The sequence below is a fragment of the Dyadobacter sp. CECT 9275 genome, assembly GCF_907164905.1.
Lineage (GTDB): Bacteria > Bacteroidota > Bacteroidia > Cytophagales > Spirosomataceae > Dyadobacter > Dyadobacter helix.
Map to the genome: position 1 here is coordinate 499,058 of NZ_CAJRAF010000004.1, position 26,176 is coordinate 525,233.

Annotated in this window: 26 protein-coding genes; 11 read left to right on the forward strand and 15 right to left on the reverse strand. The window is 45.3% G+C overall.

From position 1 onward, the window contains the following. The first annotated feature begins 19 nt into the window (after positions 1-19). Complete coding sequence (locus tag KOE27_RS27810) at positions 20-559, forward strand: SRPBCC family protein (RefSeq protein WP_215242117.1); 540 nt, start codon at positions 20-22, stop codon at positions 557-559. Positions 560-606: 47 nt separating this feature from the next. Further along, positions 607-1,056: an SRPBCC family protein gene (locus KOE27_RS27815; protein WP_215242118.1), complete on the forward strand. Its 450-nt coding sequence runs from the start codon at positions 607-609 to the stop codon at positions 1,054-1,056. Positions 1,057-1,103: 47 nt separating this feature from the next. On the opposite strand, the gene KOE27_RS27820 is transcribed toward KOE27_RS27815, so the two are convergent. The 9 genes from KOE27_RS27820 to ruvC all read right to left on the reverse strand — a co-directional run bounded on the left by KOE27_RS27820 (position 1,104) and on the right by ruvC (position 10,418). Beyond that, positions 1,104-1,556 (reverse strand): BON domain-containing protein, encoded by a 453-nt coding sequence (locus KOE27_RS27820; RefSeq protein WP_215242119.1) that lies wholly within the window; start codon positions 1,554-1,556, stop codon positions 1,104-1,106. Between the two features lie 319 nt (positions 1,557-1,875). Further along, positions 1,876-3,297, reverse strand: coding sequence for a phytoene desaturase family protein (locus KOE27_RS27825; protein ID WP_215242120.1), 1,422 nt, complete (start codon positions 3,295-3,297; stop codon positions 1,876-1,878). A gap of 24 nt (positions 3,298-3,321) precedes the next feature. Then, positions 3,322-3,711, reverse strand: coding sequence for a DUF3037 domain-containing protein (locus KOE27_RS27830; RefSeq protein WP_215242121.1), 390 nt, complete (start codon positions 3,709-3,711; stop codon positions 3,322-3,324). Then, entirely contained in the window at positions 3,689-4,483 is a 795-nt protein-coding gene (locus tag KOE27_RS27835; RefSeq protein WP_215242122.1) for a HipA family kinase, read from the reverse strand. The genes KOE27_RS27830 and KOE27_RS27835 overlap by 23 nt, the downstream gene beginning before the upstream one ends. 178 nt (positions 4,484-4,661) lie before the next feature. Further along, on the reverse strand, positions 4,662-6,239 hold the full coding sequence (locus KOE27_RS27840; protein WP_215242123.1) for a DHA2 family efflux MFS transporter permease subunit: 1,578 nt from the start codon (positions 6,237-6,239) through the stop codon (positions 4,662-4,664). A 79-nt stretch (positions 6,240-6,318) separates the two neighbouring features. Next, complete coding sequence (locus KOE27_RS27845) at positions 6,319-7,431, reverse strand: HlyD family secretion protein (protein WP_215242124.1); 1,113 nt, start codon at positions 7,429-7,431, stop codon at positions 6,319-6,321. Positions 7,432-7,511: 80 nt separating this feature from the next. Further along, positions 7,512-8,849: a TolC family protein gene (locus tag KOE27_RS27850; RefSeq protein WP_229253022.1), complete on the reverse strand. Its 1,338-nt coding sequence runs from the start codon at positions 8,847-8,849 to the stop codon at positions 7,512-7,514. After that, positions 8,827-9,471 carry a TetR/AcrR family transcriptional regulator gene (locus KOE27_RS27855; RefSeq protein ID WP_215242125.1) on the reverse strand — a complete coding sequence of 215 codons (645 nt, stop codon included), beginning with the start codon at positions 9,469-9,471 and terminating at the stop codon, positions 8,827-8,829. Before KOE27_RS27855 ends, KOE27_RS27850 begins: the two co-directional genes overlap by 23 nt. A 362-nt stretch (positions 9,472-9,833) precedes the next feature. Continuing rightward, entirely contained in the window at positions 9,834-10,418 is a 585-nt protein-coding gene (gene ruvC / locus KOE27_RS27860) for a crossover junction endodeoxyribonuclease RuvC (RefSeq protein ID WP_215242126.1), read from the reverse strand. A gap of 7 nt (positions 10,419-10,425) precedes the next feature. On the opposite strand from ruvC, the gene KOE27_RS27865 reads away from it, so the two are divergent. Both KOE27_RS27865 and KOE27_RS27870 read left to right on the forward strand, forming a co-directional pair. Beyond that, entirely contained in the window at positions 10,426-11,421 is a 996-nt protein-coding gene (locus KOE27_RS27865; protein ID WP_215242127.1) for a lysylphosphatidylglycerol synthase domain-containing protein, read from the forward strand. A 4-nt stretch (positions 11,422-11,425) separates the two neighbouring features. Beyond that, the gene (locus KOE27_RS27870) at positions 11,426-12,589 is read left to right on the forward strand and encodes a glycosyltransferase family 2 protein (RefSeq protein WP_215242128.1); all 1,164 of its coding nucleotides are present in this window, start codon (positions 11,426-11,428) and stop codon (positions 12,587-12,589) included. A gap of 66 nt (positions 12,590-12,655) precedes the next feature. On the opposite strand, the gene KOE27_RS27875 is transcribed toward KOE27_RS27870, so the two are convergent. Further along, a complete protein-coding gene (locus KOE27_RS27875) occupies positions 12,656-14,695 on the reverse strand; it encodes a choice-of-anchor A family protein (protein ID WP_215242129.1) in 2,040 nt (679 codons plus the stop codon). A gap of 358 nt (positions 14,696-15,053) precedes the next feature. Then, positions 15,054-15,872: an XRE family transcriptional regulator gene (locus KOE27_RS27880; protein WP_215242130.1), complete on the reverse strand. Its 819-nt coding sequence runs from the start codon at positions 15,870-15,872 to the stop codon at positions 15,054-15,056. Between the two features lie 295 nt (positions 15,873-16,167). Here KOE27_RS27880 and KOE27_RS27885 point away from each other — a divergent pair, with 295 nt between their 5' ends. From KOE27_RS27885 to KOE27_RS27910, 6 genes are all read left to right on the forward strand, one after another. Next, complete coding sequence (locus KOE27_RS27885; RefSeq protein ID WP_215242131.1) at positions 16,168-17,061, forward strand: MerR family transcriptional regulator; 894 nt, start codon at positions 16,168-16,170, stop codon at positions 17,059-17,061. Beyond that, positions 17,062-18,543 (forward strand): phytoene desaturase family protein, encoded by a 1,482-nt coding sequence (locus KOE27_RS27890; protein ID WP_215242132.1) that lies wholly within the window; start codon positions 17,062-17,064, stop codon positions 18,541-18,543. A gap of 3 nt (positions 18,544-18,546) precedes the next feature. Further along, entirely contained in the window at positions 18,547-19,383 is an 837-nt protein-coding gene (locus KOE27_RS27895; protein ID WP_215242133.1) for a phytoene/squalene synthase family protein, read from the forward strand. 84 nt (positions 19,384-19,467) lie between these two features. Next, positions 19,468-19,998 (forward strand): isopentenyl-diphosphate Delta-isomerase, encoded by a 531-nt coding sequence (gene idi, locus KOE27_RS27900; protein ID WP_215242134.1) that lies wholly within the window; start codon positions 19,468-19,470, stop codon positions 19,996-19,998. Next, the gene (locus tag KOE27_RS27905; RefSeq protein ID WP_215242135.1) at positions 19,995-20,468 is read left to right on the forward strand and encodes a sterol desaturase family protein; all 474 of its coding nucleotides are present in this window, start codon (positions 19,995-19,997) and stop codon (positions 20,466-20,468) included. Before idi ends, KOE27_RS27905 begins: the two co-directional genes overlap by 4 nt. Continuing rightward, positions 20,465-21,157: a lycopene cyclase domain-containing protein gene (locus KOE27_RS27910; protein WP_215242136.1), complete on the forward strand. Its 693-nt coding sequence runs from the start codon at positions 20,465-20,467 to the stop codon at positions 21,155-21,157. The genes KOE27_RS27905 and KOE27_RS27910 overlap by 4 nt, the downstream gene beginning before the upstream one ends. Here the strand turns inward: KOE27_RS27910 and KOE27_RS27915 are convergent, their stop codons facing one another. The 4 genes from KOE27_RS27915 to KOE27_RS29795 are packed head-to-tail and all read right to left on the reverse strand — an operon-like array spanning position 21,158 to position 24,899. Then, on the reverse strand, positions 21,158-22,300 hold the full coding sequence (locus KOE27_RS27915; RefSeq protein ID WP_215242137.1) for an NAD(P)/FAD-dependent oxidoreductase: 1,143 nt from the start codon (positions 22,298-22,300) through the stop codon (positions 21,158-21,160). Next, positions 22,284-22,979: a methyltransferase domain-containing protein gene (locus tag KOE27_RS27920; protein ID WP_215242138.1), complete on the reverse strand. Its 696-nt coding sequence runs from the start codon at positions 22,977-22,979 to the stop codon at positions 22,284-22,286. The genes KOE27_RS27915 and KOE27_RS27920 overlap by 17 nt, the downstream gene beginning before the upstream one ends. Further along, positions 22,972-24,057 carry a type III polyketide synthase gene (locus KOE27_RS29790; protein WP_229253023.1) on the reverse strand — a complete coding sequence of 362 codons (1,086 nt, stop codon included), beginning with the start codon at positions 24,055-24,057 and terminating at the stop codon, positions 22,972-22,974. Before KOE27_RS29790 ends, KOE27_RS27920 begins: the two co-directional genes overlap by 8 nt. Then, positions 24,054-24,899, reverse strand: coding sequence for a UbiA family prenyltransferase (locus tag KOE27_RS29795; RefSeq protein WP_229253024.1), 846 nt, complete (start codon positions 24,897-24,899; stop codon positions 24,054-24,056). The genes KOE27_RS29790 and KOE27_RS29795 overlap by 4 nt, the downstream gene beginning before the upstream one ends. A gap of 292 nt (positions 24,900-25,191) precedes the next feature. Here KOE27_RS29795 and KOE27_RS27930 point away from each other — a divergent pair, with 292 nt between their 5' ends. Then, positions 25,192-26,145, forward strand: coding sequence for an EamA family transporter (locus KOE27_RS27930; RefSeq protein ID WP_229253025.1), 954 nt, complete (start codon positions 25,192-25,194; stop codon positions 26,143-26,145). Positions 26,146-26,176 lie beyond the last annotated feature (31 nt).

Below are 26,176 nucleotides of genomic sequence, written 5' to 3' on the forward strand. Positions count from 1 at the left end.
GTTCTAAACCAAACAGAAAATGAAAATAATAAAGAAGATCCTCATTGTCATAGCGGCTATTATTATCCTGCTGCTGGTGGTTGCACTTTTTACCAAAAAGGACTATACCATTGAACGCAACGTTACCATCAATAAGCCCAAACAGGAAGTTTTTGACTACATCAGGCTCCTCAAAAACCAGAGCTACTACAGTGTGTGGGTAATGAGAGATCCGCAGGTGAAAAGGGAATTCAAAGGCACAGACGGAACCGAAGGTTTTGTGACCACCTGGGAAAGTACCATGGACGAAGTGGGAAAAGGCGAACAGGAAATCACCAAAGTAGTGGACGGGGAGGCAGTTGATTCGCATCTTCATTTTATCAAGCCATTTGAAGGACAAGCCAACGCTTCCATGACAACACAGGCCATTTCTGATACTCAAACCAAAGTAAACTGGAAGTTCAGCAGCAGCATGGCTTACCCGATGAATATTATGCTGGTATTTATCAGCATGGAGGACATGCTGGGGAAAGACATGTCCGACGGCCTTCACAATTTGAAAGCAATACTTGAAAAATAATCGCCGAAACCATGAAGGCACAGAATTTCACATTGATCTGATAAACTATGGAAAAGAAACGAATTAAAAAATCAATCACTATTGATGCTTCAAAAGAAAAGGTTTGGGACGTGCTCATGCTGGATAATTATAACAGCATCTGGTACGCCTGCTTCTCGGAAGGAACGGTGGCCGTAACCGACTGGCAAGTAGGCAGCAAGGTCATTTTTAAGGATGGCTCAGAAAACGGGCTTATCGGTACGGTCATGATTAATGAACCTTCCAAAATGCTTTCGGTTACCTACACCGGAATGCTGGAAGGGGGAAAAGAAGACTATGAAAGTGAAGCAGCAAAAGATTTTGCAGGAAGTGAGGAGACCTATGTCCTTTCCGAAAACAACAACGTGACTACACTTGATATATCGGTGGATATGGGTGCAGATTACTTTGACATGATGACCGAAGCCTGGGACCATGCCCTTGTTAGCATCAAGGAATTATCCGAAAACAAAAACTGAGCGGGTGGCATAAAACCCGCTCAGTTTAAACCATCTGTTCCAGAATGTCAGCGCATGCTGTTTCTAGGAAAAGTGAGGTTATTGCATATCCTTCTGACACCAAAAATACGGTCGACAGATTGAAAAGCGAGATTTCGCTCCGTTTCGGAATAAACTTTACCTTCCAGAAAAACCCTTCCCCGGCTCACTTTTACCTCAATCTCATCATCATGAATAAAAGTGGAGTGTAAGGCATTTTTAATGGTTTTTGCCAGTTGGCAATCAGCATCCGTTTCCATCATATCCGGATCCACTGTAAGGTCTGTAAGGATGCTCAGATTTTCATAGCGGCTTAATACTTCCAACAAATCGTTCCGGTTCTGGTGACTGTCTATACTCCCCACCAGGATAGCTATTCCATTTTCTATGGAAATGTCTATCCTGTTCAAAGATTCCCTCAGAGCAGGTTTTTCAGCGAGAATAGCATATATCTCTGTTTTAATTTCGTTGTCAGTTTTCATGATTCACTCCTCTTTTAGCTTACAAATACTGAATGTCAACTACACGCCTGACCTTTTTAGGGAGAACTGAACGAAGCAATGTTCGAATGAATTGAGGCGCAATTCCACAGAAGAACATATCATAAAATTCCCCAAATCCGCATAAACAACAAATGATCAGTATCAAGAAAGTGAATGATATCGATCACGAAGAGAAGTAAAAAACTATTTCTGAATAAAATACAAACGCAAAAAAGATTGCAAAAGTTACATAAAAGACCGATCAAATACAAAAAAAATTAACGTCATGTTAGCCTGTGCGGGCCGTTACTTGCACGGTTTAGAAAATATCCTTCAAGGCCCTGATAGCTGCGTGATACCCGCACATGCCATGCACGCCTCCTCCTGGAGGTGTTGAGGACGAACAGAGATAGAGCCCTTTAGCAGAAGTACGGTAGGGCGAGGTGCTCAGAACCGGGCGTGAGAAATGCTGCCAGATATCCTGGACGCCTCCGTTAATATCTCCGCCCACATAGTTGGGGTTATAGGCTTCCATTTCTGATGCATTCATGGTATGCCTCGCCAGGATGGTTTCACGAAAACCGGGAGCAAAGCGCTCCATCTGGTTCTCAATAACGCGCGTCTGGTCCTGGCTTAGTCCGGAAGGAACGTGGCAATAAGCCCAGGCGGTATGTAATCCTTCAGGTGCCCTTGAAGTGTCAAACAAACTAGGTTGTGAAAACAATACGAAAGGCCTTTCTGCCGCCTTCCCGTTGGCAATTTTTTTTTCCGAGTCGGCTATTTCTTCGAAACTCCCTCCGATATGCACAGTGCCTGCCCGTCTGCAATCGGGATTGGAAAAAGGGACCGGCTCCTTTAGTGCCCAGTCAACTTTAAAGACCCCCATTCCGTATCTGTACTTGCGCAGTCTTTTAGTGTAACGTCCACTCAGATTTTTCCCGGCAATTTTTAACAGTTGGCTGGGTGTTACATCCATTAATACTACTTTTGAAGTCGGTAATTCCTCTAGATCCTTAACACAAAAACCTGTTTGCACTTCCCCCCCTATGGACCCATAGTAGGATAAAAGTGCATTGGCCAGTGACTGAGAGCCTCCCTTAACAACCGGCCAGTTGGCCAGATGAGCGGCACCCATGAGCATCAGGCCGATTCCCGAGGTAAGCAGATGATCCAGTGGCTGCATACTGTGAGCTGCCATCCCCCCCCATAACCCACGGGCCTGCATGGTTTTAAACCTACCCGAAAGATGGGAGGCTGTAGTTATTGCCTGAAGGCCAAAGCGGCCAAGAGCAATGGGGTGCCTGGGCACGGGAAATGCACTGAGTAATTCCGGAAGGAGCTTGGGGATATCCTTCACCAACTGTTCCATCAGATCCAGATAAGGTTGGCGGTCAGTCCCCAAGCCATCGGCAGTATCCTTCAAGGAATGCCGGAGAACAGCCGCGGAGCCGTCGTCCAGCGGATGAGCAGCGGCAATTTCCGGATCCGCATAGGCAAGGCCATGCTGCTGAAGCGGGAGTGAACTGAAAAAAGGAGATATTCTGGCCATAGGATGAACTGCCGAACAGACATCGTGAACAAAGCCTGGTAGTGTCAGTTCCCTGGACCGCATTCCTCCCCCGATTTGCTCGCTGCCCTCGATCAGTAAAACGGTTAACCCGGCCTGCCGTAAAGTAATGGCTGCTGCAAGGCCATTCGGCCCCGAACCCACTACAACAGCATCATACGCAGACTTTGGCACGATCAAAGATTTTAAGTTCAACAATCATTCGGAAATAACCAACTGCTTATACAGCTTTTCAAGCGTTTCAGCCGCATCCGTACAAAAACCCGGATGAACCCTGGAAGTCTGCAATATCGTGCTTCGCTGGGCAGTTAGCCAGCGGAAACGCGAAGCAGCCGGTAATTGCCCGATAGGCCCGGCCTCCCGGCCTCCATCGCATATTTTTTGGAGCGATGCCAGGTAAACTTTGATTTCCTCAGGGTCACAACCAGCGGAGAAAGCTCTAATTCTTTTTTCATTTACATCTACCGAGGCTTTCAGGAAGCGCTGGCTTGCACAATACAGTATCACACCCACATTGAGAAACTCTTCACGCTCCACAATCGGTACCAACCGGATCACTGCATACTCAAATAAGTGTCTTTCTTGCATACTGTGCTTGCTTTACTAATATTTCAGATTCTGCCAGACGGTTCTCCAAAAAGCTGATGTAGATATCCCTGTATGCTGCTGCGCTTTCAAAGGTAGGATCTTTCAAAAGCCATTCGTCCGGAATGAGGGCCACCACAGCGCGGATATGCGCATGGGTTAATTTACTTCTGAACTCCTCATTCACAATATCCAGTTCGGTGGCATAGGGCAGCAGGACATGATCCTTTACCTGGGCAAAAGGTCTTCGGGATTGCTCTTCCCAGTTTTGCCAGGAATGGTGAAAATAAAGGGCTGCACCATGGTCAATCAGCCACAGCTCCTTGTGCCACATCAGCATATTGGTATTCCGGGCGGTGCGGTCAACATTGGTCAGGAAACAATCCAGCCATACTATTTTGGAAGCCAGCAAAGGATCAATGGGATATACCACCGGATCAAATGTAATAGCTCCTGAAAGATAGTGTACTCCCAGATTTCTGCCTTCGCTTGCCCGTAGCAGATCCTGAATTTCCTCGTCGGGCTCGGTACGGCCAAAGGCTTCATCCAGCTCCGCAAATACCATTTCGGGTACCCGGAGCCCCAGATAGCGCGCTATCTCCCCTCCGATCAGCTCTGCAATCAGCGCTTTCACCCCCTGACCCGCTCCCCGGAACTTAAGCACATACAGAAAATCATCATCGGCTTCTACAATAGCCGGGAGCGACCCTCCTTCTCTGAGAGGAGTTACGTAACGCGTCACCTGGACCTGTCGCAACTGGCGTTCCTCCTTCATGCGGTATATTGTTTTGGAAAGATTAAAAATTTAAAGATAGTATATGTGGCCGGATAGATATATCTTTTCCTTCTATTATAAAACAGAGAAGCTCCCATACTCATGCTGGGAGCTTCTTCTAAAATACTACTACACTTACTTATATAAACAACTGATTAGATTCTGATTACACTCCTGCTTAATGGACGGCCGAAGTGTCCACTTTGGATTTTCCGCTTTTTGTCCATAAAACGAAAGGAACACAGACAAGAAACATGAGTCCCAGGTACAGGAACACGTCCATGTAAGACATCACCAGTGCCTGCTTGCTGACCGTAAGGTCAAGAATTTTATAACCACTTTTAAGCGCTACTTCTGGCGTCATTCCTTTACCAAGAAAATTTCTTTGCAAACCCTCTACCCGCTGCTGCACGGCAGGATTATTGATATCCAGCTTGCTTACGAGGTCGTTACGGTGCAGCATATTCTGGCGGGCAATGAAAGTGGTGATAACGGCCACTCCAAATGATCCTCCCAACTGCCGCATCATACCTGTGAAAGCAGCACCCTCGCCTATTTCTTTGCCTTTCAGCGTAGAAAGTGCCAGTGTTGTAATCGGAACAAAAAGCAATCCTAATCCTATACCTCTCACAATAAGCATATTAAAAAATGCATCTTTACCAGTATCAGGCGTGAGTATCAGATATCCCCAGTAACTGTAAATAAAGAATGCTACCATGCCAATAGCCACCAGATACTGCTGCTTGGCACCACGCTGAAGAAGCTGACCAACGATCGGCATCATCATGGCGGTGACGATAGCCGCCGGAACCATGAGCATACCCGACTGCGTGGCTGTCCATCCCAGTGTGGCCTGTGTATACAGTGGAATCACGAATGTAGAACCGTAAAGCCCAAATCCCAGAATAAAGGAAAGGACAGTCCCCACACTCAGATTACCGTTTTTCAGTACCCTGAGATTGACAATCGGATTGGGATAGGTGAGCTCCCGCCAGATGAAGAAGAAAAAGCCCAGTACCGTTGATATACTCAGTATCACAATGATCTCATCATTAAACCAGTCGTCCTCCTGCCCTCTTTCCAATACGTACTGTAAAGAACCTACCGCGATGGCCAGCAGTACAATCCCCCAGTAATCAATCTCGCTTGCCGATTTTTTGTTTGCAAATTTGGGGCTCCTAACGAATTCCACTGTCAGAAGTGCCGCAATGACACCAAGCGGAATATTAATGTAAAAAATGTAGGGCCAACTGTAATTGTCAACGATATAACCGCCCAGCGGAGGGCCAAGCGTGGGGCCTACAATAACACCCAGCCCATAGATAGCCTGAGCAATACCTCGTTTTTCGGGTGGGTAGCTTTCTGTGATAAGCGTTTGAGCCGTCACCAGTAGCGCACCACCTCCGAAGCCCTGGATCAGACGAAAAAACACAAGCTCCCAGATGTTGTCCGCCTGACCGCATAGAAAGGATGACACAGTGAAAATAATGATTGAAGCCGCAAAATAATTACGCCGTCCGAACTGCTGGGAGAGCCAGCTCGTCATAGGCACAACGATCACATTACCAATGGCGTATGCCGTAATCACCCAGCTTACTTCTGATAATGTACCTCCCAGATTTCCGCGCATATCATTCAGCGCCACATTTACGATTGTGGTATCTACAATTTCCAGGAGAGCACAAAGCACTGCAGTAATGGTGATGATCACCCTCCTGAAACCGTATTCAACCAATGATTCCTGTTGTAGTTCCATTTTATTGATTTGAAGTCGATTCCACTAATAAACTATATGCGTCAAAAACGGCACACGGTTTACTTCAGACTGTGAACTTTTAATTAAGCTCCACATCCACGAATACATTCATGCCCGGGCGAAGCTGCGACAGGAATTTATCCTGAGGCTGGTCAAATTCTATCCTTACAGGCAGCCGCTGAACCACCTTCACAAAGTTACCACTGGCGTTATCAGGAGGTAACAGCGCAAAACGTGCACCGGTTGCAGGTGAAAATGAAGCAACTTTTGCCTCAAATTCGTGGTCAGGGTATGCATCCACGTGAACCTTCACTTTCTGCCCAAGCTTCATTTTGGTCAGTTGTGTTTCTTTAAAGTTGGCAACAACCCACGGTTCGGTATCGGATATAATGCTGAACAGCGTTTGTCCTGCCTGCAGATATTGCCCCAGTTGTGCATTTACTTTGGAAACCCTTCCGTTGGTGGGAGCTGTAATAACAGTATAGGAAAGATTAAGCTCTGCATTGGCGATTTCGGCCTGGCGCGCTTTAATGTTCGCGTCGGCAACTGCCTTTTGCCGGGAAGTGGCGTTGGTTTGCGAACCTGCGGCTTTTGCCTGGCGCTCCGCAGCATTTTTCTGCGCCACCAGAACGGCCAGCGCGCGTTCCGCCTTTTGCTTGGTAGCCTGTGCCTGTTCAAATTCCTGCTGTGTGATCGAGTGATCTTTGATCAGATTTTCATAACGGGCAAAATCCTGATTCGCTCTCCATACATTCACTTTTGCTTCTTCTATCTGCGCCGCCACTACCGACACGTTCGCCTGGTAGGTAATTCCGGCCGCTGCTGATGCCGTTGTGGTTGCATTAGCAACGGTGAGGTTCCCTTCCGAACCCAGCAACCCTGCCTTGGCTTGCTCTAATTTAATGATCTGATCGCGGTTATCCAGTACAATAAGCGTATCGCCCTTGTGAACCAGCTGGTTATCTTTTACTTTGATTTCAGTAACATACCCGGAGATACGCGGGATTACCGGACTTATATTGGCATCCACCTGTGCGTCATCCGTTTCTTCATGGTGCAGGCCATGGTTATATTTCGTAAAACCCCAGCTTCCGCCTACCAGTACCAGCAAGCCAAGAATAATAATAAAGCGTTTGTTCGTCTTTTTGGGAGCTGTATCTTCTCCGAGTGCGGTGTTTTGTTTCGTTTCCATCTATTTCCAAGAATTGAATTTTCGTAAATTGAATTGGTTCAAATGAACAGCAATACCAGCGGATATCGCTATTTTTTTAGTTAATTAATCACCCCCGCAACCTGTTCCAGTTTTTTGTATGCTACGATGGCGTCTGCCTTGGCAGCTTCATAATTGATCTTGGACTGGACCTGAGCCACGTCAGCGTCCAGCAGCTCGGTGGTCGTTACAAGGCTGTTATTATATTTATTTTTGGTAATTCTGTAATTCTCATCCGCCTGTTCCACCGCCTTTGCGTAAACATCGATCTTCCGCTTACTCAATACATAATTGTAAAAGGCTGTATTCACTTCAAGGTGGACCTTGTCCAGGATGATCTCCTCGTTGGTTTTGACCTGATATGCTCTTGTACGCGCCTCCGCCATTTTAGCCCCCGATTTCCAGAGAGAAGCAATGTCATATTTCACCCCAATACCCGCGTTCATCGCGTTTGGCACGGTCACCACACCAGGTATGCTAAGGGCCACATATCCGCCAGTGAGCGCCACACTTGGATAATAATCCGCTTTGGCAACTTTGATGTCTGCATTCGCCGCTTTCTGTCTGATCGCATTTGCTGCAATATCCTTCCGGTTTGCCAGTGCTTTCTGCTCCCAATCCATTACATTTCCTGCTTCCTTTAAAGCATTAAAACTATTGGAATCCGCCAGAATAGCTGTATTCTCGGGTAATCCCAGTAGCAGGTCCATATTCACCGTGGTAACTTTCAGGTCATTTTCGGCGTCCAACAGCGCCAACTCTACGTTTGATTCCTGCAATTTTGCCTTCATCAGGTCATTCCGGGCAAGCAAGCCGTTTTTTTCGCGGTTGGTAAACTCCGTCACCCGCTCCCGTTCGCTTTTCAGGTTTTCACTGACCAGGTCCACCGCTTTTTTGGCCTTATATAAATTACTGTAAGCAGCGATCGTATTCTGTATGATTGCTTCACGATTGGTTTCCACGTCAAGTTTTGCAGCCTGCTCAAGATAATGGGCGGATTCCAGACCATACTTAAATCGGAAACCAGAAAACAGTGGCAGAGAAGCACTTGCCATACCATACATAGCCTGATGTACCTGGAGATTGGAGGAGGAGCTGGTACTGTCATTCCCGTTTTGTCCGATTTTTAGGCCCACATTGGGTGTATTTAACCGGAGATACGATGCCGACACACTCAGGGAAGGCAACTGATTATCCCTGATCTGACGGATGCTGAGGCCTGCCAGGTCAACGTTAGTCTGGCTCAGTTTTAATTCTTTACTATTTTTCAAACTCATTTCAACAGCTTCTTCCAACGTAAGTGTGCGCGGCGACTGGGCATATGAATGAGTGGCGGTAACAAGAAGTACCATTCCAAGTACTCCTGCAGCCATTCTTTTAATTCTGAATGTGATGTTCATTGGATACAGTTAATTTAAATATACTTTTCAGGTGTACACTGAGTTTTCTTTTGAGGTATATCTGAAATTCTTCGTCGGACAGCGCTTCCAGATTGTTAATCTTTTTGTAAAAATCCTGCGTAGCAATTGCCTGGTTAATGGTCCCGTAAAGAGTAGTCGTCATGAGGCCAAGGTCGATATTCTTCTTAAAAACGCCCGATTCCTGCCCTGCCGTAATCAAGGTGTTCATCAGGGCGATATTCCTTCGTTTAAGCTCAAGAATATGGTCAGATATAATGGGAGTCCGTTCCGCAGAGAGCTGCTCACGCATCATAATATTGTAAAAACACTGATTCCCCATCAGCCTGTCTATCACAGTGTCAATCCAGATATTAACTTTTTGCAGCGGTGTCAATTCCTCGTTCTGAAGGATATTCTCCATTCTCGACCGGGATTCTACCATCCTGACATTAAAAAGTGCTTCAATAAGCTTCTCCTTCGAACCAAAATAGTAGGATATCATCGATACGTTGATATCTGCCTCCTGTGCTATATCCCTGACCGAAGTCCCGGCAAAACCTTTATTCGCGAACAGCCGCTCTGCGACCTCGATGATCTGTATCTGCTTCGTGTTATATTCCATTACCCCGTTATTTTCCTTTGTTAAAACCTAATTTCCCTTACACAGGCCCCGCTGCAACTTTTAACCTTACAAAGGTAACTGGTGTAAAATAACAAATCAAACGATTGTTTGATTTTAACAAACAATCGTTTAGTAAATTCAAACAAACATTAGATTAATACCATTAAAATTTCTTTAATCCTGAGATTAATTTCATTTAATGGTATTTTTGATATAAAAAAATGTCTTATTACTAGAAAATATCGATTATTAGCTGGAAGCAGGATGCAAGGGACTACTTTGCGATGGGAGGACCAATCGGATACAGCTTTGCGGATTGGTTAAGAGAAGGGCTTTTCTAAATATTCCAGAGATACAAATGCTCACTTCACACGATCGGGGTTTTCACTGACAAAAGCCCCCCATCCTCCTTTTTTGGACTTTGTACCTTTGGAGGAAGAAACGGATGCCGGTGTGTTGGCATGATAATGATGGCAAATGGCGATGGCGATACCATCCGTAGCATCCATAAATTCCCGGCTAAGCTCCATCTTCAGGATTTTTTCCAGCATATAGGCTACCTGCTCCTTTGATGCGCTGCCACTCCCCGTTACCGATTGCTTCACTTTTTTGGGAGAATACTCCACGATTGGGATATCCCTTGACAGAGCTGCTGCCATAGCCACACCCTGGGCACGACCTAATTTCAGCATAGACTGTGGGTTTTTACCGTAAAATGGATCTTCAATAGCCATTTCATCGGGAAGGTATTCGGTAATGAGCTGTGTGATCCGTTCAAAGATTTTCTTCAGTTTGAGCTCGTGGGTATTATATTTGCTCAAATGAATCACACCATACTGAACCAATGTAATTTGCTGGCCTTTGACCGATATCACCCCGTAACCCATCACCTGGGTCCCGGGATCTACGCCAATAATCACCTTTTCGGTAGCATTTGCCTGCTGCATTTTTATCATGCTGCAAGATAAGGAACTCACCACGTCAAAAGAAAAAACCAACTGGCAAAAACTGATCCGGGCGGGGAAGGTACTGACTACTTTACTTATTTTCAGCTACATATATAAAACCTTCAGTACCGAACAAAAAGGTATCGGGGATGTAGGTAAAGTGCTGACTACCGTTCTGGCCGGTAATAATATCGGAACATTCCTGCTTACCTTTTTAATGGTCCCACTCAACTGGGCGCTGGAAAGTCTTAAATGGCAGAAACTGGCAGGCAAAGTAGTGAAACTGAGTTTCCGGGAAGCTCTCAGAAGTACGCTGACTGGCCTGGCCGTAGGGGTTGCCGCGCCTGCCCAGGTAGGTGACACTGCCGGAAGAGTGGCTTCGCTCAAAGCAGATAACCGGCTGGAAACCATAGGCGCGGCGGTGGTGTCTAACGGCGTCCAGTTTTATGTTTCGGTTGTGGCCGGGGCTTTTGGCTGGCTCTATTTCGGAGAGTCGTTAAAGCTCAGCGCCTTAGGGGCAAATCTTCTTTCGATCGTCATTTTCGTCGTGTTATCAGGAGGTGTACTGGTGGTTGTTGCCAGAAAGAGAATCCTGAACTACAACCCTGAAAAAGACTGGCAGAAAAAGCTCCATTCTTACTTCCGCATCATTGGAGCATACACGGGGATGGATCTTTTGCTGGCCCTGGTGCTGGGGGCTGCCAGATACATGGTGTTTCTTACTCAGTTTGTATTAACGCTTTCACTGTTTGATTTTCCGCTGGACTACCTCACCCTATCAGCCTGCGTAACGCTGATCTTCCTTGCCAAAACCCTCATTCCGGCTGTTAACGTGCTGGGCGACCTAGGCTTACGGGAATTTACCGCACTGTTTGTTTTCAGGCAATTCGGATTGCCACCAGAGCAGATTATTGCCGCAACTTTCCTGATCTGGATACTGAATGTACTTGGCCCCATTCTGATCGGTATGTACCTTATCTGGAAGTATAAATGGAAAACCTGATACTATGAAAACATTCCTATGGGCAATACTGACAAGCGACTCGCTGGCACTCCTCTGCGCGATCGTTTTAGGCAGTTATACCATTTTTACACTTTTACTTACCTTTCTCTGGAAAAAAATCCAAGTAAACTTCGATGCGGCGGAAACCGGTAATGATTTTATTTCCGTGATCGTTCCGGTCCGGAATGAAGCTCAGAATATAAGAAACCTATTAACTGACCTGCAGACGCAAACATTCCCTCAAAACCGGTTCGAGGTTCTGATCATGAATGACGGTTCGTCCGATGAAACCGAGGAGATCGTACGGGCATTTATCCAAACACATTCCTGTGATGTGAAGCTGATTACGCCGGCTGACGATACAACCAAATCTCCAAAAAAAAGAGCTATTGAAAGGGGAGTAGCCATTGCCAAAGGAAATCTGATCGTCACCACGGACGGCGACTGTCGCATGGGCTCCGCCTGGCTGCATACGATAGGCCACTACCATCACACGACGGGAGCCAAACTCATCAGCGGCCCGGTCACCTTTGAACCCGAACGTACAATCACTGATCATCTTCAGGCAATAGAATTTGCCAGCCTCGTTGCCAGCGGAGCGGCGTCCATTCAGGCTGGGTACCCAAGTATGTGCAACGGCGCTAACCTTTGCTACGAAAAAAGTGCTTTCATGGAAGTGAATGGCTTTGAAGGCGTAAACCATATCGCATCCGGCGACGACGAATTCCTGATGCATAAAATAGCAGCCAAATTCCCGGAAAAGATCCGATTTCTTAAACACCAAAGTGCGATCGTCTACACAAAACCGCATCGTAACTGGTCATCATTCTTCCGGCAGCGTAAACGATGGGCCAGCAAATGGAAGCACTACCAGAGCCGAACCCCTCTTTTCCTGGCGCTGTACATTTTCCTTTCCAATTTTTCACTCCTAATGGCAACGGTACTGTTTTTTATGGGAGAGATCAGTAATGCACAACTGGCTGGTTTATGGGCTCTTAAATGTATCCCGGAATGGATTTTCCTGGGGTCAGTTCTTTCGTTTCTCCAAAAAAAGCGATCTGTTTATCTCATTCCGCTAACCCAGCTGATTTATCCTTTATACGTTTGCTTTTTTGGGCTTGCAGCTCAAAAAAAATCCTATGAATGGAAAGGAAGAAAACTCACCTGACAAAAACAGGCCATGGTTTCCCACGGCCTGCACAAACTAACTTCACAACGCTGAATAAAGGTAATACTATTCTTTCACCATTCTGATAATCCGGGTACCTTCCTGGTTAGTAACTTTTAGCAGATACAAGCCTCTCTGTAGATTTGAGATGCCGATGCTTGCTTCCGCCGACTTTGTTTTAAAACTGTTATGATAAACCAAAGCACCGGCTTGTGTAAGGATTTCAACCTGTTTCAGAGCAGATGTGCTTTTTACATTCACTTCGTTTACAGCAGGATTGGGATAAGCTTCTGCGGTTCCCAGGTTACCGCAGCTTCCGGCGCTGACAGCCCTAATGGTGCTGTACTCAAAGGTATCATCCATATCCACCTGTTTCAGGCGATAGTATTGGTTACGGGCTGCGGCGGATTCCGAAGCAAAAGGATTATCCGTAAAGGCATATTTACTGATGCCCGTATCAAACTTTACATCACCTATCCTTGTGAAGGTTCTGGCATCGGCAGAGCGTTCCACTTCAAAATGTGAGAAGTTTTTGGCTTCAGCTACCGTCCACGCCAGTTTTACGGTACAATTCTCTTTTTCAGCAGTGAAAGAGGACAAAGTCACAGGCAGAGACGAATCAGTCGGAGGCTCTGTACGGCAAGTCTGCGTGGTCTGAGGATAGGTAATAGAATACGTCGCATCAGGTGGGAGCGTAATTCGAACGGACGCACCTGTTTTTTTGATGCTGGCCGTCAGATCGCTCGTTTCCTGCCACACACCGCTCACCTGCTTCCATCCCGGCCAGGCTATTCCCTTCCCGTTTTGGTCCACAGCGGCACCCGGATACAATAAGTCGCCTTTTAATCCCAGTCCCGACTCGGTTTTTACAATTTCACCATCCTTGTTGAGCCACTCGATTTTAGCGGTCAATCCGGTTGCGTCAAAATCAGGCGTCACCTCATAATGCAGCCACGGAGCATCCTTCACGCAGGAAGATGATGCAGTGATGGTTATCTTAGGATCGGGTTTGGTCAGCGGTACCGAGGACACAAAGTTTCGCCAGTGAATTTCCCCGCCATTGTGCACAAAGGATTTCGCTATCACCTGCCCGTCAATATTATTACTGCCGTTTTTTGTAAGATTCGCCTGCGGCGCAAAAATGGTTCCTTTGATCGTATTGTTCCCGGAAATTACCAGGTCTCCCGTGGCATCCGGGAAATTATAAAGCACCTGGCTTCCCTGTGCATCGGAAAGTCCCATATTCGGGAAGTCAAGGCTTTTGTTGAACGCCGCATAATTCACGATGTTAATGATCAGTGCATAGCTGTTTGACGTCTCACTGCCCATAGCAGGCCCGCTAGGCACATTGTCCATATTAAAGTGTGAAATAGAATTCCATACTTCGGCCGTTACAGTCAGTACATTCACACCATTGGCATTTACAGAAAGTTTGGGATTGTTGCTGTAAACACCCGTCGTAACATAAGGACCCGGAACCGCGACATTGTTCTCGTTTATAATAGGTAAATTATCCGTCAGTGATTTCATCCCGGCAGATTTTTCAACGAATGCGGTAAATGCCCCGTCGATATCAATCTGCCCTGCACCTGTTCCGAATATATTTTCGGCAACCGGGTTACCCACATCCACTGCCGGACTTCCCCAGGAATTTGCATTTGAATTAAGACTGACCCTGGGCTCACTGTCGTATCCTGAAGATGAGCCGGTAACACGGATATTTGCGTTGGCACCATTTCCATCTTTAAACCAGATCTTAAGGTTAGTAGGGCTGCTTACATTTCCAATTTTAATATAATTGCTATTGTTTATTTTAAGATCTCCCGACGAAAGGTTCAGGCCACCGCGTACTGCCAGACCAATGGGCGCATTGCCCACATAAAAGCCAGGCTGACTTGTACTGGGGCTGATCTGATAGGTACCTGTGGTAACATTTCCTCCTGCGGCCACGGCACCTTCGGCCTCGCGGCCTAACAAAGAAACATCTCCCTTAACAAACACATTGAATCCTTTTGCTGCTGCCGTAGGGCTCTGCGCTAAAACATGATATTCTAAACTCAGGAAAAGGGAAAAAGAAGATAGTATAATTTTTAATGCTCTAATCATATCTAGTTGAGACAAATGGTTTACTCAACTAAATTAGATCGGCATCAGACACTCAGAAAATAAAGGGTACGACCTCTCCAAAATATGGGGTGTATCCTTGCATCCGAGGGGTGACTTTTACGGCACAATTTGTACTATTTAAATAATACGAATCACTAAATAGATTTATTTTATCGTTATATTTTAACTATTTCTACGATAAAAAAACAACTACTTACCTTGCCAAAAAGTAAAAATAATGCGATTATAGTGTAAAAATAATACTTTATAGGTATTTTCAGAGCGCAACAATGCTTCCAACCAGCCTAAGAGGGATGTACATTAAAATATAATAAAAAAAAGAAGCCACTTAACTACACTATCGAATCCCAGCGCCACTCTTCAGTGTTTTGATCTCCGACTGCATCTCCTGAAGCATTTTCATGAGCTGCTGCATATCTGTCTGAGGTTCGGGCAGTTGCTTACTATGGAAGCTATAATATTCCCACAGCTCTATTACCTCAGAAATCGGAACGGTATAGGCAAAATACTGTTTATTAAAAGATTGCAACAGCATGGTGCCGTCCTTATTAATGGAGACCTGCTTAAAAACAAAATCCTGATCCCCCTTCAGAATAACGATGCACGGCGTTTCATCCTTTACCTTGGTCCAGTCCTGAATGTAACGCGCAACAATATCACTTCCCTCAGGCACGGGCAGCATACTGTCGCCTACAGTTGGAAACATCCTGAAAGTGCCATTTCGCGGCAGATTCGGGATATTAAACTTTGGCAAAGTGGCGAGGAACTCAGGGTCACTATACCCGGACCGATAGCCCGCTTTCGCCTTCACAGGAACATATTCTACGTTTTCCTTTTCCTCACTATCCACTGTTATTGCCAAAACACGAATGTTATGGCCCTTCATAAACAACTCACTCCCCTCTTCAAGGTCTTTCAGTTTTTGTTCAGAAAGCTTTGAAAGATCTATCTTTAGCAGGCTATCAATACTCATCCTGAAAAATTCGGAAAAATTAATAAGGTCATCTATGGTCGGATTTGCCGTCCTCCCGCTTTCGTGCGCATTGAGCTTCACCCTGGATATCCCCAGCTTTTCGGCCAAGGCCTCCTGGCTTAACTTTTGGCGTAACCTGAGGTATTTGATATTAACAGCCCAAAAAATTTCCTGATTTTCCATAACTCCTGATAACAATGATTGAACAACAAGATACTTTCAGTATCAAATCTAATGATATTATTGATACCATGATACAAAATTTCATTTATTTTTTATTCAAACACCTTGATTATCTGACCTAAAAAACCGCATGAAGCAAAAAGATCCTGCGACATCTTCCCGCCGCGAGTAGTACCAGGCCGGGTACCTTCTTATTCGATACCACTTTCGCGGATCTGCCAGCATTTTTTATTTATATCCTTAAAATACTAGTTTTTAATTTTTGTTTAACTATTTTTGAAAAAAGTTAAACAAAATGTCAACCTACTCGATTCGGGATCTGGAAAGGCTCAGCAACCTCAAAGCGCATACCATCAGGATATGGGAGCAGCGCTATGGCCTGTTGCAGCCAGAGAGGACAGAGTCGAATATCCGGTTTTATAACGACGATCATTTAAAGAAGCTGCTCAACGTGTGCGTACTACTGGATCGCGGGATGAAGATATCACACATCAGCAGGCTCAGTAATGAGGAGATCAGAAATGAAATAGAAAAAGCCATACAGGAATCTTACACGGACGACAGATACCTGAACCCCGTTATCAGCCAAGCACTTATCGCCATTGCCACCTATAACGAAAAGGTAATCAATGGGTTAATCGACCAAACGATCAGGCATTTGGGCATGAGAGATACCTACATGAAGCTCATTTATCCGATGCTGGTACGCACGGGGCTGATGTGGACGAAGGACGACCTGCTGCCTTCGCAAGAACACTTTTTGTCCAATATTGTACGCAGGAAACTCTTTAGTGCCATTGACCAGCTGCCTATTCCGGAAAATCCGGCGCAGACATGGGTGTTGTTCCTCAACGAAGACGAAGACCACGAGATCGGCCTTTTGTTTGCTTACTATATGATCCGGCAACAGGGCCACCGAGCCGTTTATCTTGGCGCCAGAGTGCCCTATCACGATTTATCAAATGTGATCAACAATTGCCTTCCCACACATATTTGTACATTTATTGTCAGGCAACGGCCACAGGAAGAAACAGAGCGGTTTATCCAGAATCTTATCAACGACTTTGGTCAGGTCCGATTGTGTGTCTCAGGAAAAACGGACGGTATTCAAGAAACAGATTTGCAACATAAGGTAACGGTACTCAGGCATATTGATAATCTTCTGGACTTGTTAAACACTTCAAACTAAATGACAATCAAACGATCAGTGGCGGTTATTGGGTCAGGCTTTGCCGGCATGGCAGCCGCCGCGGTGCTGGCTAAAAATGATATTCGTGTAACGGTTCTGGAAAAAAACGAAACCACCGGCGGCCGGGCCCGTGTCCTGAGAGAAGCGGGATTCACTTTTGATATGGGCCCCAGCTGGTTCTGGATGCCTGATGTGTATGAAAAATTTTATAACATTTTTGGCCATACGACGTCGGATTTCTATGAATTGAAAAAGCTGGATCCGGGCTTTGCCGTCATTTTTGGCGGCAATGAAGTATGGGATATCCCAGCGGACTTCGAAGAAATATGCAACCTTTTTGAAGATACAGAAAAAGGAGCAGGCGCGCAACTGCAAAAGTTTATCGACGATGGTGCGTTAAAGTACCAAATCGGCATGGGCGAAATGGTGTATAAGCCCAGCCATTCGATCCTGGAATTCATGAGCCTGAAGCTGGCCAGAGATGCTTTCAAGCTACAGGTATTCTCGTCCTTTAAAGATCATGTGCGGCAGCACTTCCGAGACCCGCGCCTGCTGGCACTGATGGAGTTTCCCGTGCTGTTCCTGGGAGCCATGCCCAAGGATACACCGGCTATGTACAGCCTTATGAATTATGCGGGGCTCAAGCAGGGGACCTACTACCCCATGGGCGGCTTTGGAAAGGTAGCGGAATCCTTTCTGAAAATTGCCCGGAGCAATGGCGTAAACATCAAAACATCACATGCGGTTGAAGCGCTCACGGTTTCAGATCATACCATCGTCAGTGTAAGAGGAAAGGATATGCTGCTGCCTACCGACGGGGTGATTGGAACGGCCGATTACCATCATATTGAAAGCCAGCTGCTGCCTGAGGTATTCCGTTCCTACCCGGAATCTTACTGGGAAAAGCGGATCATGGCTCCTTCCTGCCTGATATTTTACCTGGGTGTTCATAAAAAAATCGATCGGCTGCGGCACCATAACCTATTCTTCGACGAAAGTTTCGAAGCACATGCCGAGCATATCTATAAAGATAAAATGTGGCCGTTAAAGCCTCTTTTCTATGTAAGTTGTCCTTCAAAAACCGACGAATCGGTTGCTCCAGACGGAATGGAAAATATATTTATCCTGATGCCCATCGCAACAGGGCTCACGGATAACGATGCAATACGCGAAGAATACTATGACAAACTGATGGAACGCCTCGAAAAATTTGCAGGTGAAGATATCCGCTCCCATGTCATTTATAAAAAAAGCTATTGCGTTTCCGACTTTGTGCACGACTACAACGCCTACCAGGGAAATGCTTATGGCCTGGCCAACACACTGATGCAGACGGCGATTTTTAAACCAAAAATCAAAAGTCAGAAAATAAACAACCTCTTTTATGCAGGCCAGCTTACCGTACCTGGCCCTGGTGTACCTCCATCTGTGATCTCCGGACAGATTGCAGCCCATGAAATGCTGAAAACCCTAAAGAAATGACGTATGAAAATCATTTTTGACAATTTATCCGCAACATGCAGCAAGGTAACCACCCAGCTTTACAGTACTTCCTTCTCGCTCGGTATTTATTTCCTAAAAAGAGAATTCCATGAACCGATTTACGGAATTTATGGATTTGTAAGGCTTGCCGACGAAATTGTGGATAGCTTCCATGGTTTCGATAAAGAATTCCTGATCCAAAAAATGCGGAACGATACCGTGGAAGCCATTACCCAGAAAATCAGTATCAACCCTATCCTCAACAGTTTCCAGGCAGTGGTTCACCGATATCACATCGGCTGGGATCTGATCGATACCTTTTTGCTGAGCATGGAAATGGACCTCCGGAAAACCGAGCACAACAGTGATTCCTACAATCAGTACATCCTGGGCTCTGCAGAGGTAGTGGGGCTGATGTGTCTGAGGGTATTTACCGAAGGCAATAATGATCTGTACCAGGAACTGAAACCCTATGCCATGAAACTGGGGGCGGCGTTTCAAAAGGTAAATTTCCTGCGCGACCTGAAAGCCGATTACCAGGAACTGGGCAGAACCTATTTTCCCGGTGTAAATTTCAATCACTTTTCGGCGCACGACAAGGAGGAGATACAAAAAGAAATAGAGTCGGATTTCAGCAATGCGCTGATGGGTATCAAAAAATTACCTACCAGCTCCCGGCGAGGGGTATACCTGGCTTACTTTTATTACCACAAGTTATTTCTGAGAATCAAGGCCACTCCACCGGAAAAGGTAATGGATGCCAGGATCAGAATTCCTGACAGCAATAAAATAGGCCTGATGTTACAATCACTTTTACGTCACCAGTTTGATCTTTTATGAAAAGTTTTTGTTCCCTGAATATGTATCATTCCGCCGCCGGGGCCGTTGATAAGATGGTGAACAAATACTAACTCCTAATAATATATGAATGTACAGGTAGTTTTGGTTGATGAAAATGATACGCCTGTGGGCCTGATGCCCAAGATGGAAGCACATGAAAAGGGAGCTCTGCACCGGGCTATTTCGGTATTCATTTTTAATACCGAAGGTGACCTCCTGCTGCAGCAACGCCGTTACGACAAGTACCATTCCGGCGGATTGTGGACAAACACTTGCTGCAGCCATCCGCTGCCGGAAGAAGATACCACTCGCGCAGCCAACCGCAGGCTCCTGGAAGAAATGGGAATAGAGGCTGAACTCCACTTTTTGTTTTCCTTCCAATACCATGCTGCCCTGGAAAACGGACTCACCGAGCACGAGCTGGATCATGTCTTCTGGGGAATTACCGATCAAAAACCTGACATTAATATCAGCGAAGTTGAAAGTTACAAATACATATCCCGAACCGAGTTGCTGGCAGACCTCACTGCAAGATCCGAAACCTATACCGAATGGTTTAAAATCTGTATCCAGGATGTACTTGAAAAAATTGAATCCCAAACCAAAAGTTTATGAATTCCTCGTTGGTTAGCTTTCTGATTGTGCTATTGTCTTTTATGGGCATGGAATGCGTTGCCTGGATTGCCCATAAATACCTGATGCACGGAATGTTATGGTTTTTACACAGTGATCACCATAAACGCGACGACCAGGGATTTTTTGAAAAGAACGATTTTTTCTTTCTCATTTTTGCAATACCTGGCATCATTTGCCTGTTTGTCGGTCTGCGTAATCATTTCAATGCACTGTTTTGGGTGGGCCTGGGCATTACAATGTATGGCTTTGCCTATTTTTTGGTTCACGATGTATTTATTCATCAGCGTTTCAAAATACTCAGAAATTCAGACTCCACTTATCTGAAAGCCATTCGCCGCGCGCATAAAATGCATCACAAACACACCGGCAAACACGACGGGGAATGTTTTGGTATGCTGTGGGTACCCTTGAAGTATTTCCGGGAAGTAAGAAAGACGTCTGTCAAATGAATTATCTGTACCTGCTCGTGGACCTTGGGGCGCTATCCGTCCCTTTGCTGTTTTCCTTTCATCCTAAAATACAGCTCTATAAACAATATCCTTCCTTATGGAGCGCCATTATCCTGACCACCATTCCATTTATTATCTGGGATAGCCATTTTACGCATATCAAGGTATGGGGTTTTAATCCGGATTATCTTCTGGGGATTTATTTTTGGGGATTGCCAATCGAAGAAATACTGTTTTTCATCTGTATTCCCTATGCCTGTCTTTTCACGTATTACTGCTTCCGGCTGTACCTTTCCAACACATTTTCCCTTAAATATGAAAAATTAATTACGCTGATATTCCTGACGCTCACACTTGCAGGAGGCTTCCTTTTTTACGATCGGCTTTATACTTTTTATACTTCCGTTTTCTTAGGTATTACCCTGGTACTGAGTTTAATTTTCAGGCTAAAATGGCTCAGTAAATTTTATTATGTGCACATGTTTCTGCTGCTCCCCTTTTTTATTGTAAACGGAATACTGACCGGAACCGGTCTTGAAAAACCTATTGTATGGTATAACGACAATGAAAATATGGCACTTCGGATTGTAACCATTCCAATGGAAGATATTTTTTATGGCATGCTCATGCTTCTTATAAATACCTGCCTATTCGAATACTTTATGGCGTTCAGACGAAAAACTTTATGATCAGAAATTGTCACCGTGTGTAAGGGCAATGAACCTGTCCGTAACCTGAGGTAATTGATTTAAAAGGCGCAGGGAAATATCCGTCAGGGTTCTTTTACCAAAGAGGTACTGCAGATAATACCCCGCTCTAATCCTGGTTCCAAAATGACGGTTCCACGCAACCTGATACCGATCTGCAATATCGTCCCTGGAAGTCTTGTTTCGAAAATATCCTATCAGCTCTGCGCCTAATAATTGGGAACTCCGCATAGCCATGCTCATCCCATTGCCACATAACGGCGTAATAGAGCCCGCTGCGTCACCGAGCAGGAACATACCATTCACTTCCGTTTGTTTTTTATGAAACTCCACATTACTCACCACAAGCGGCTGGCTGAAAAGGAAATCCGATCCGGTAAAATATCTTTTGAGAAACGGATTTTTATATAAAACCTGTTCTTCCATGGTTTTGATACTCATATCGAAATCATGAAGATTTTTTGACGAAGTCAGATAACACATACAATACCTGCCGCCATCCACTCTGGAAATTCCGCAATAACCGTCCCTGAAATTATGCAGCTCTATGCGGTTCACATTCAGATCCGTCCGGACATGGTATTTTACGCCTATGTAATTCGGCTTACCAGCCTTTTGCACGTCCTCATAACCAGGAAGCTGCTGTACAAACGAGGGAGTATATTTACCGTAACTACCACAGGTAATGTCTGCCCTGAACTTCCCCGAGGATGTTTCTATTTCCCAGATACCGTCCTGATGCTCAATGCCATTTACCTTGGCTCCCTCTACAACATTTACCCCTTTTGAAATGGCCTTTTCATATAATTTTTGATCCAAAGTATACCTGCTGATTCCAAAACCACCGGGTTCCAGCTGCCGGTTCAACATGAAACCTTTTTCAGAACTTATCCCTAACTCCGTGATGCGGGGAAGAGACATATCACGCAACGGTACTCCCAGCTTTTCAATAAAACCCCAGCTTTCCATGGAAATATATTCACCGCAGACTTTATGAAAAGGAAATCTCTTTTTTTCGAATAAAACAACAGAAACACCCGCATCAGCGAGCTGAATCGCCAGACAGAGCCCGCCCAATCCGCCACCTATAATGGCACAATCGTATTTTTTAATTTCTGTTTCCATAAACGATCACTTCATGCCGGAAAGCCCATTTGTTACGGATCGTAAAATGCATCGCACCCGCAGCTTCAACAATTGCCTTCCACTCCTTTTTCTTAAATCCACGCAGCACAGAAAGCGGTGCGTCATTTTTCACGAGGTAAGAATTCGAAAAAAGCGCAGTGAGAAATTTGATAGAATAATAGGCCAAAGGATGCCTCTCCAGATCATTGATGATCAGCACACAACGCTTTGCAAGTGCAAATCTGACTAGCTCCGTAAGATCCTCATCCGAGAAATGATGACAGAAAAGAGAAGCATGAATGATATCTATTGTCCTGACATACCGGTCCATATTCCGGTAATCATCACAGAAAAAGTTTATTTCAGGGTCAGCTGCGTGCTGTTTTGCATAGGCTGTACACACCGGTTTTATATCAACGCCCGCCAGTGCCAGATCAAAACCTCCCTTTTGCGCCCAGGTGTTTATCCTTTTAAGGGTATCTCCTCCCCCGCTGCCAATATCAACAAGCGACAAATGTTCTGAGCGGCTCAGTACCTTTTTTAGAGCCGAGAAAGAAACTCCATACCCACCCAGCCATTTGTTAATAAAATCAAGCTCTTTCAGGTTAACGAAGAGGTCTTGAGGTGGAATATCCTCCGCGTCAAGGAGCTCCTTCTTCTGACTCCTTTTTTTAAACATACCGCATCTTTAAAGTTTCTATCGTGAGGCCAGGGCCAAATGCAGCTGCCAGGATCTGTTCATTCCGGTGTTCGGATTTTGCTTTTTCCAGGATCTCTTTCAAGACAAAAAGAACGGTTGGCGAAGACATATTGCCATAGTTTTTAAGGATTTTATAGGTATCCGACATCGCACATTTATCCAGATTCAGCGCCAGCGCGAAATCATCAATAATCCGCTTACCGCCCGGATGTACCGCCCAGTGTTTTATTTGGTCAATATTCAACCCGGCGCCCAGTAGCATTGCGCGGATATTTTCCCTGATCAGGCCGGGTACATAGGAAGAAAGGTTCATGATAAAACCCGTCTCCGAAAGCCGCCAGGCCATATCATCATATCCGCTGTGCAGTACCATGGAATTAAATTCTTCCATCTGCACGGCATGCTGATACATCCCGTCCGGTTTACCTGAAACGATGACCGCAGCAGCTCCGTCGGCAAAAAGCAGGTTCGATAAAAGGTAATCGTCGTTATACTGCTTCTGGAAATGGATGGTACATAGCTCCGTACATACGATCAGCACCTTTGCAGCAGGGAAAGTCCGGCAAATAACGTCTGCATTTTTAAGAGCCAGTATCGCCGCATTACACCCCATAAAATTCACTGAACTCCGCTGAACGGTCGGGGACAAACTGAGCGCTCTCATCAGCTCAATGTCCAGCCCGGGAGCAAATAATCCGGTGCAGGTGACGGTGATCAGATGGGTGATCTGCTCCTTGAAATCATGGATTCCCTCCAGGCCGTTTACAGCTTTCAAGGATAACTCCGTGGCCTGCTGCGCGTATATTTTCATTCTGTCGGACAGCGTAGGTTCCGGCAAAAGATCAGCGGATTTGCTAAAAAAGGTATAATCCTCGTACGCCTTATCAAAATCGGAGAGAACGGAATAACGGGTCTGAATTCCGGTTTTTCCTGATACTATCTTTATTTTTCTTTTACTCATCAGGTCATTGGTTGACCTGATGTAAAAATCGGTAAGGGTTTCCTGCGAAAAACAGTTTTCGGGCACCGCCGTTGCAATTGCTGATAGGTAACTCAAAGGAACTGACTGATAATGATTAGTACTACAAAACAACTATTCATGCAAAGCGCGGCAATACGGTTCATACGCATTGTATTTTTAAAACTGGCATGGCTATGACTTTGGATCACCATGTAAAACCAATATCCAAAATAAACAATGACCGGCAAAAAGAACAGCTGGAGGATATAAAAAATCATTCCATTTCCTTTACTGCTGAAGTATAAAAAGTAAAAAACATTACATAACAGAAACATCAGTGCAGTAAAACAGAAGGTACCGATGTAACCAAGTTTATAACTAAGGGTTACCACACCATCTTTCAGATCCTGCTGGTGCTGGTAGATCTGCGTGAGCGGATACGCTCCGGCGATTTGAAAGGAACATCCGAGCCAGACGAAAATATGAGCTTCGGATACCTCGGGGATGCTGCCTGTAATTGCCACGGTTGCCATGTAGTACGTAAAAGCACCCTGGAAAAACATGACCACCAGAAATCCGGCAACAGGATACTTCTTTAACCTGATCATCCGCGAACTGTACGCACGCGAAGCAATGATATACAGACAAAGACAAACTGCAAAAGCCTTATTGACCAGCAGAACAGCCAGCAGTACTGCTGTAAAATCCAACGCCAGGGTTACATAAAAAAGATAGATGGTCGGCTTGGGTGGTTTTTCCAGGCCACCGATACTCTCTTCATCCTGATCCACAAAACTATTGTATCCGTTACTGGCAGGATATACCAGCAGGTGAATGATCAGAAATGACCAGATGGTTTCGGATACCAGCACGGATTCTGCCTGACTTAATGCAAACAAAAACAATGGCATCAGAAAAAACGAGAATGGTATTCTCAAAAGCTGAATGGTACTCCTAACCGGGTGCATAGGCAAATTTAGACATAAAATAAGATTGATTGACCATCTACCGTCAGATTCTGATACCTGGTTCCAGTCAGCGCAGTTATGGACGTATCACAGGAGAGGAATGGATAAGGACAACCCGTTTGACGTTAAATAATTAAATTTCAAATGATCCGCTACCAAAACCCTATGTTCTCTACTTTTACCTAATTTTAGAATATAATTCAACGTATAGAAACAGTAAAAGAAGAACGACAGTCAGTCATTCCGGAAAAATAGGGAAATTATGGTTTTACAAGACAGCAAAACGCCTTCCACATTCATGATCATACTGGCATACGCCATTGTGTACATCGTATGGGGCTCCACTTACTTCTTCATACAGAAAGCCTTGTCGGGGTTTCCTCCTTTTCTGCTCGGTGCGTTCCGGTTTATCGCGGCAGGTATACTGCTGATGGGATGGTCGGTCATACAGGGAGAAAAAATTCTGGTGGGAAAGAAAATCATCCCTTCTGCTATTACGGGCTTTCTTCTCTTATTTGTGGGGAACGGGATTGTGATCTGGGTAGAACAATTTCTGCCAAGTGCCATGGTTGCCATTCTGATCTCGTCGGCACCGCTCTGGTTTGTACTGCTTGACAAACCAAAATGGCAGGAAAATCTGAACAACAAACTGGCGATTCTGGGTCTTGTTATTGGTTTTGGTGGCGTGATTTTACTTTTTTCCGAAAGGGTCACCAGTGCCATGCACTCCATCAACAGCGGCCGGGATCTATTTGCCATGGGGCTGATACTGTTCAGTGCGGCAGCCTGGGCAGGAGGCTCTTTGTATGCCAAATACAACGCCAGTAATACTTCCCCCACTGTAAATACTTCCTGGCAAATGATGACCGCAGGTGTTGCTTTTATCCCCGGGCTCTTTATCTCCGGCGAATTATCCTCGTTTGATATCTCCGCGGTTCCCTTGAACGCCTGGCTATCGGTTTTGTACCTGGTTATTTTTGGATCCATTGTGGCCTTCAGCTCTTATGTATGGCTCATTAAAGTGCAGCCTGCCACCAAGGTAAGTACCTATGCATACGTTAACCCTGTGGTTGCCGTACTTTTGGGTATTTTGTTTGGCGGTGAAAGTATTTCGCTTACCCAGATATCGGGGCTGATCATCATCCTGGGCAGTGTACTGCTCATCAATTTTGACAAATACCGAAGCCCTGTAAAAACGACTTCAGCTTCGGCATAAAAAATAGATGCAGGCGTATTAAAAAAACGGG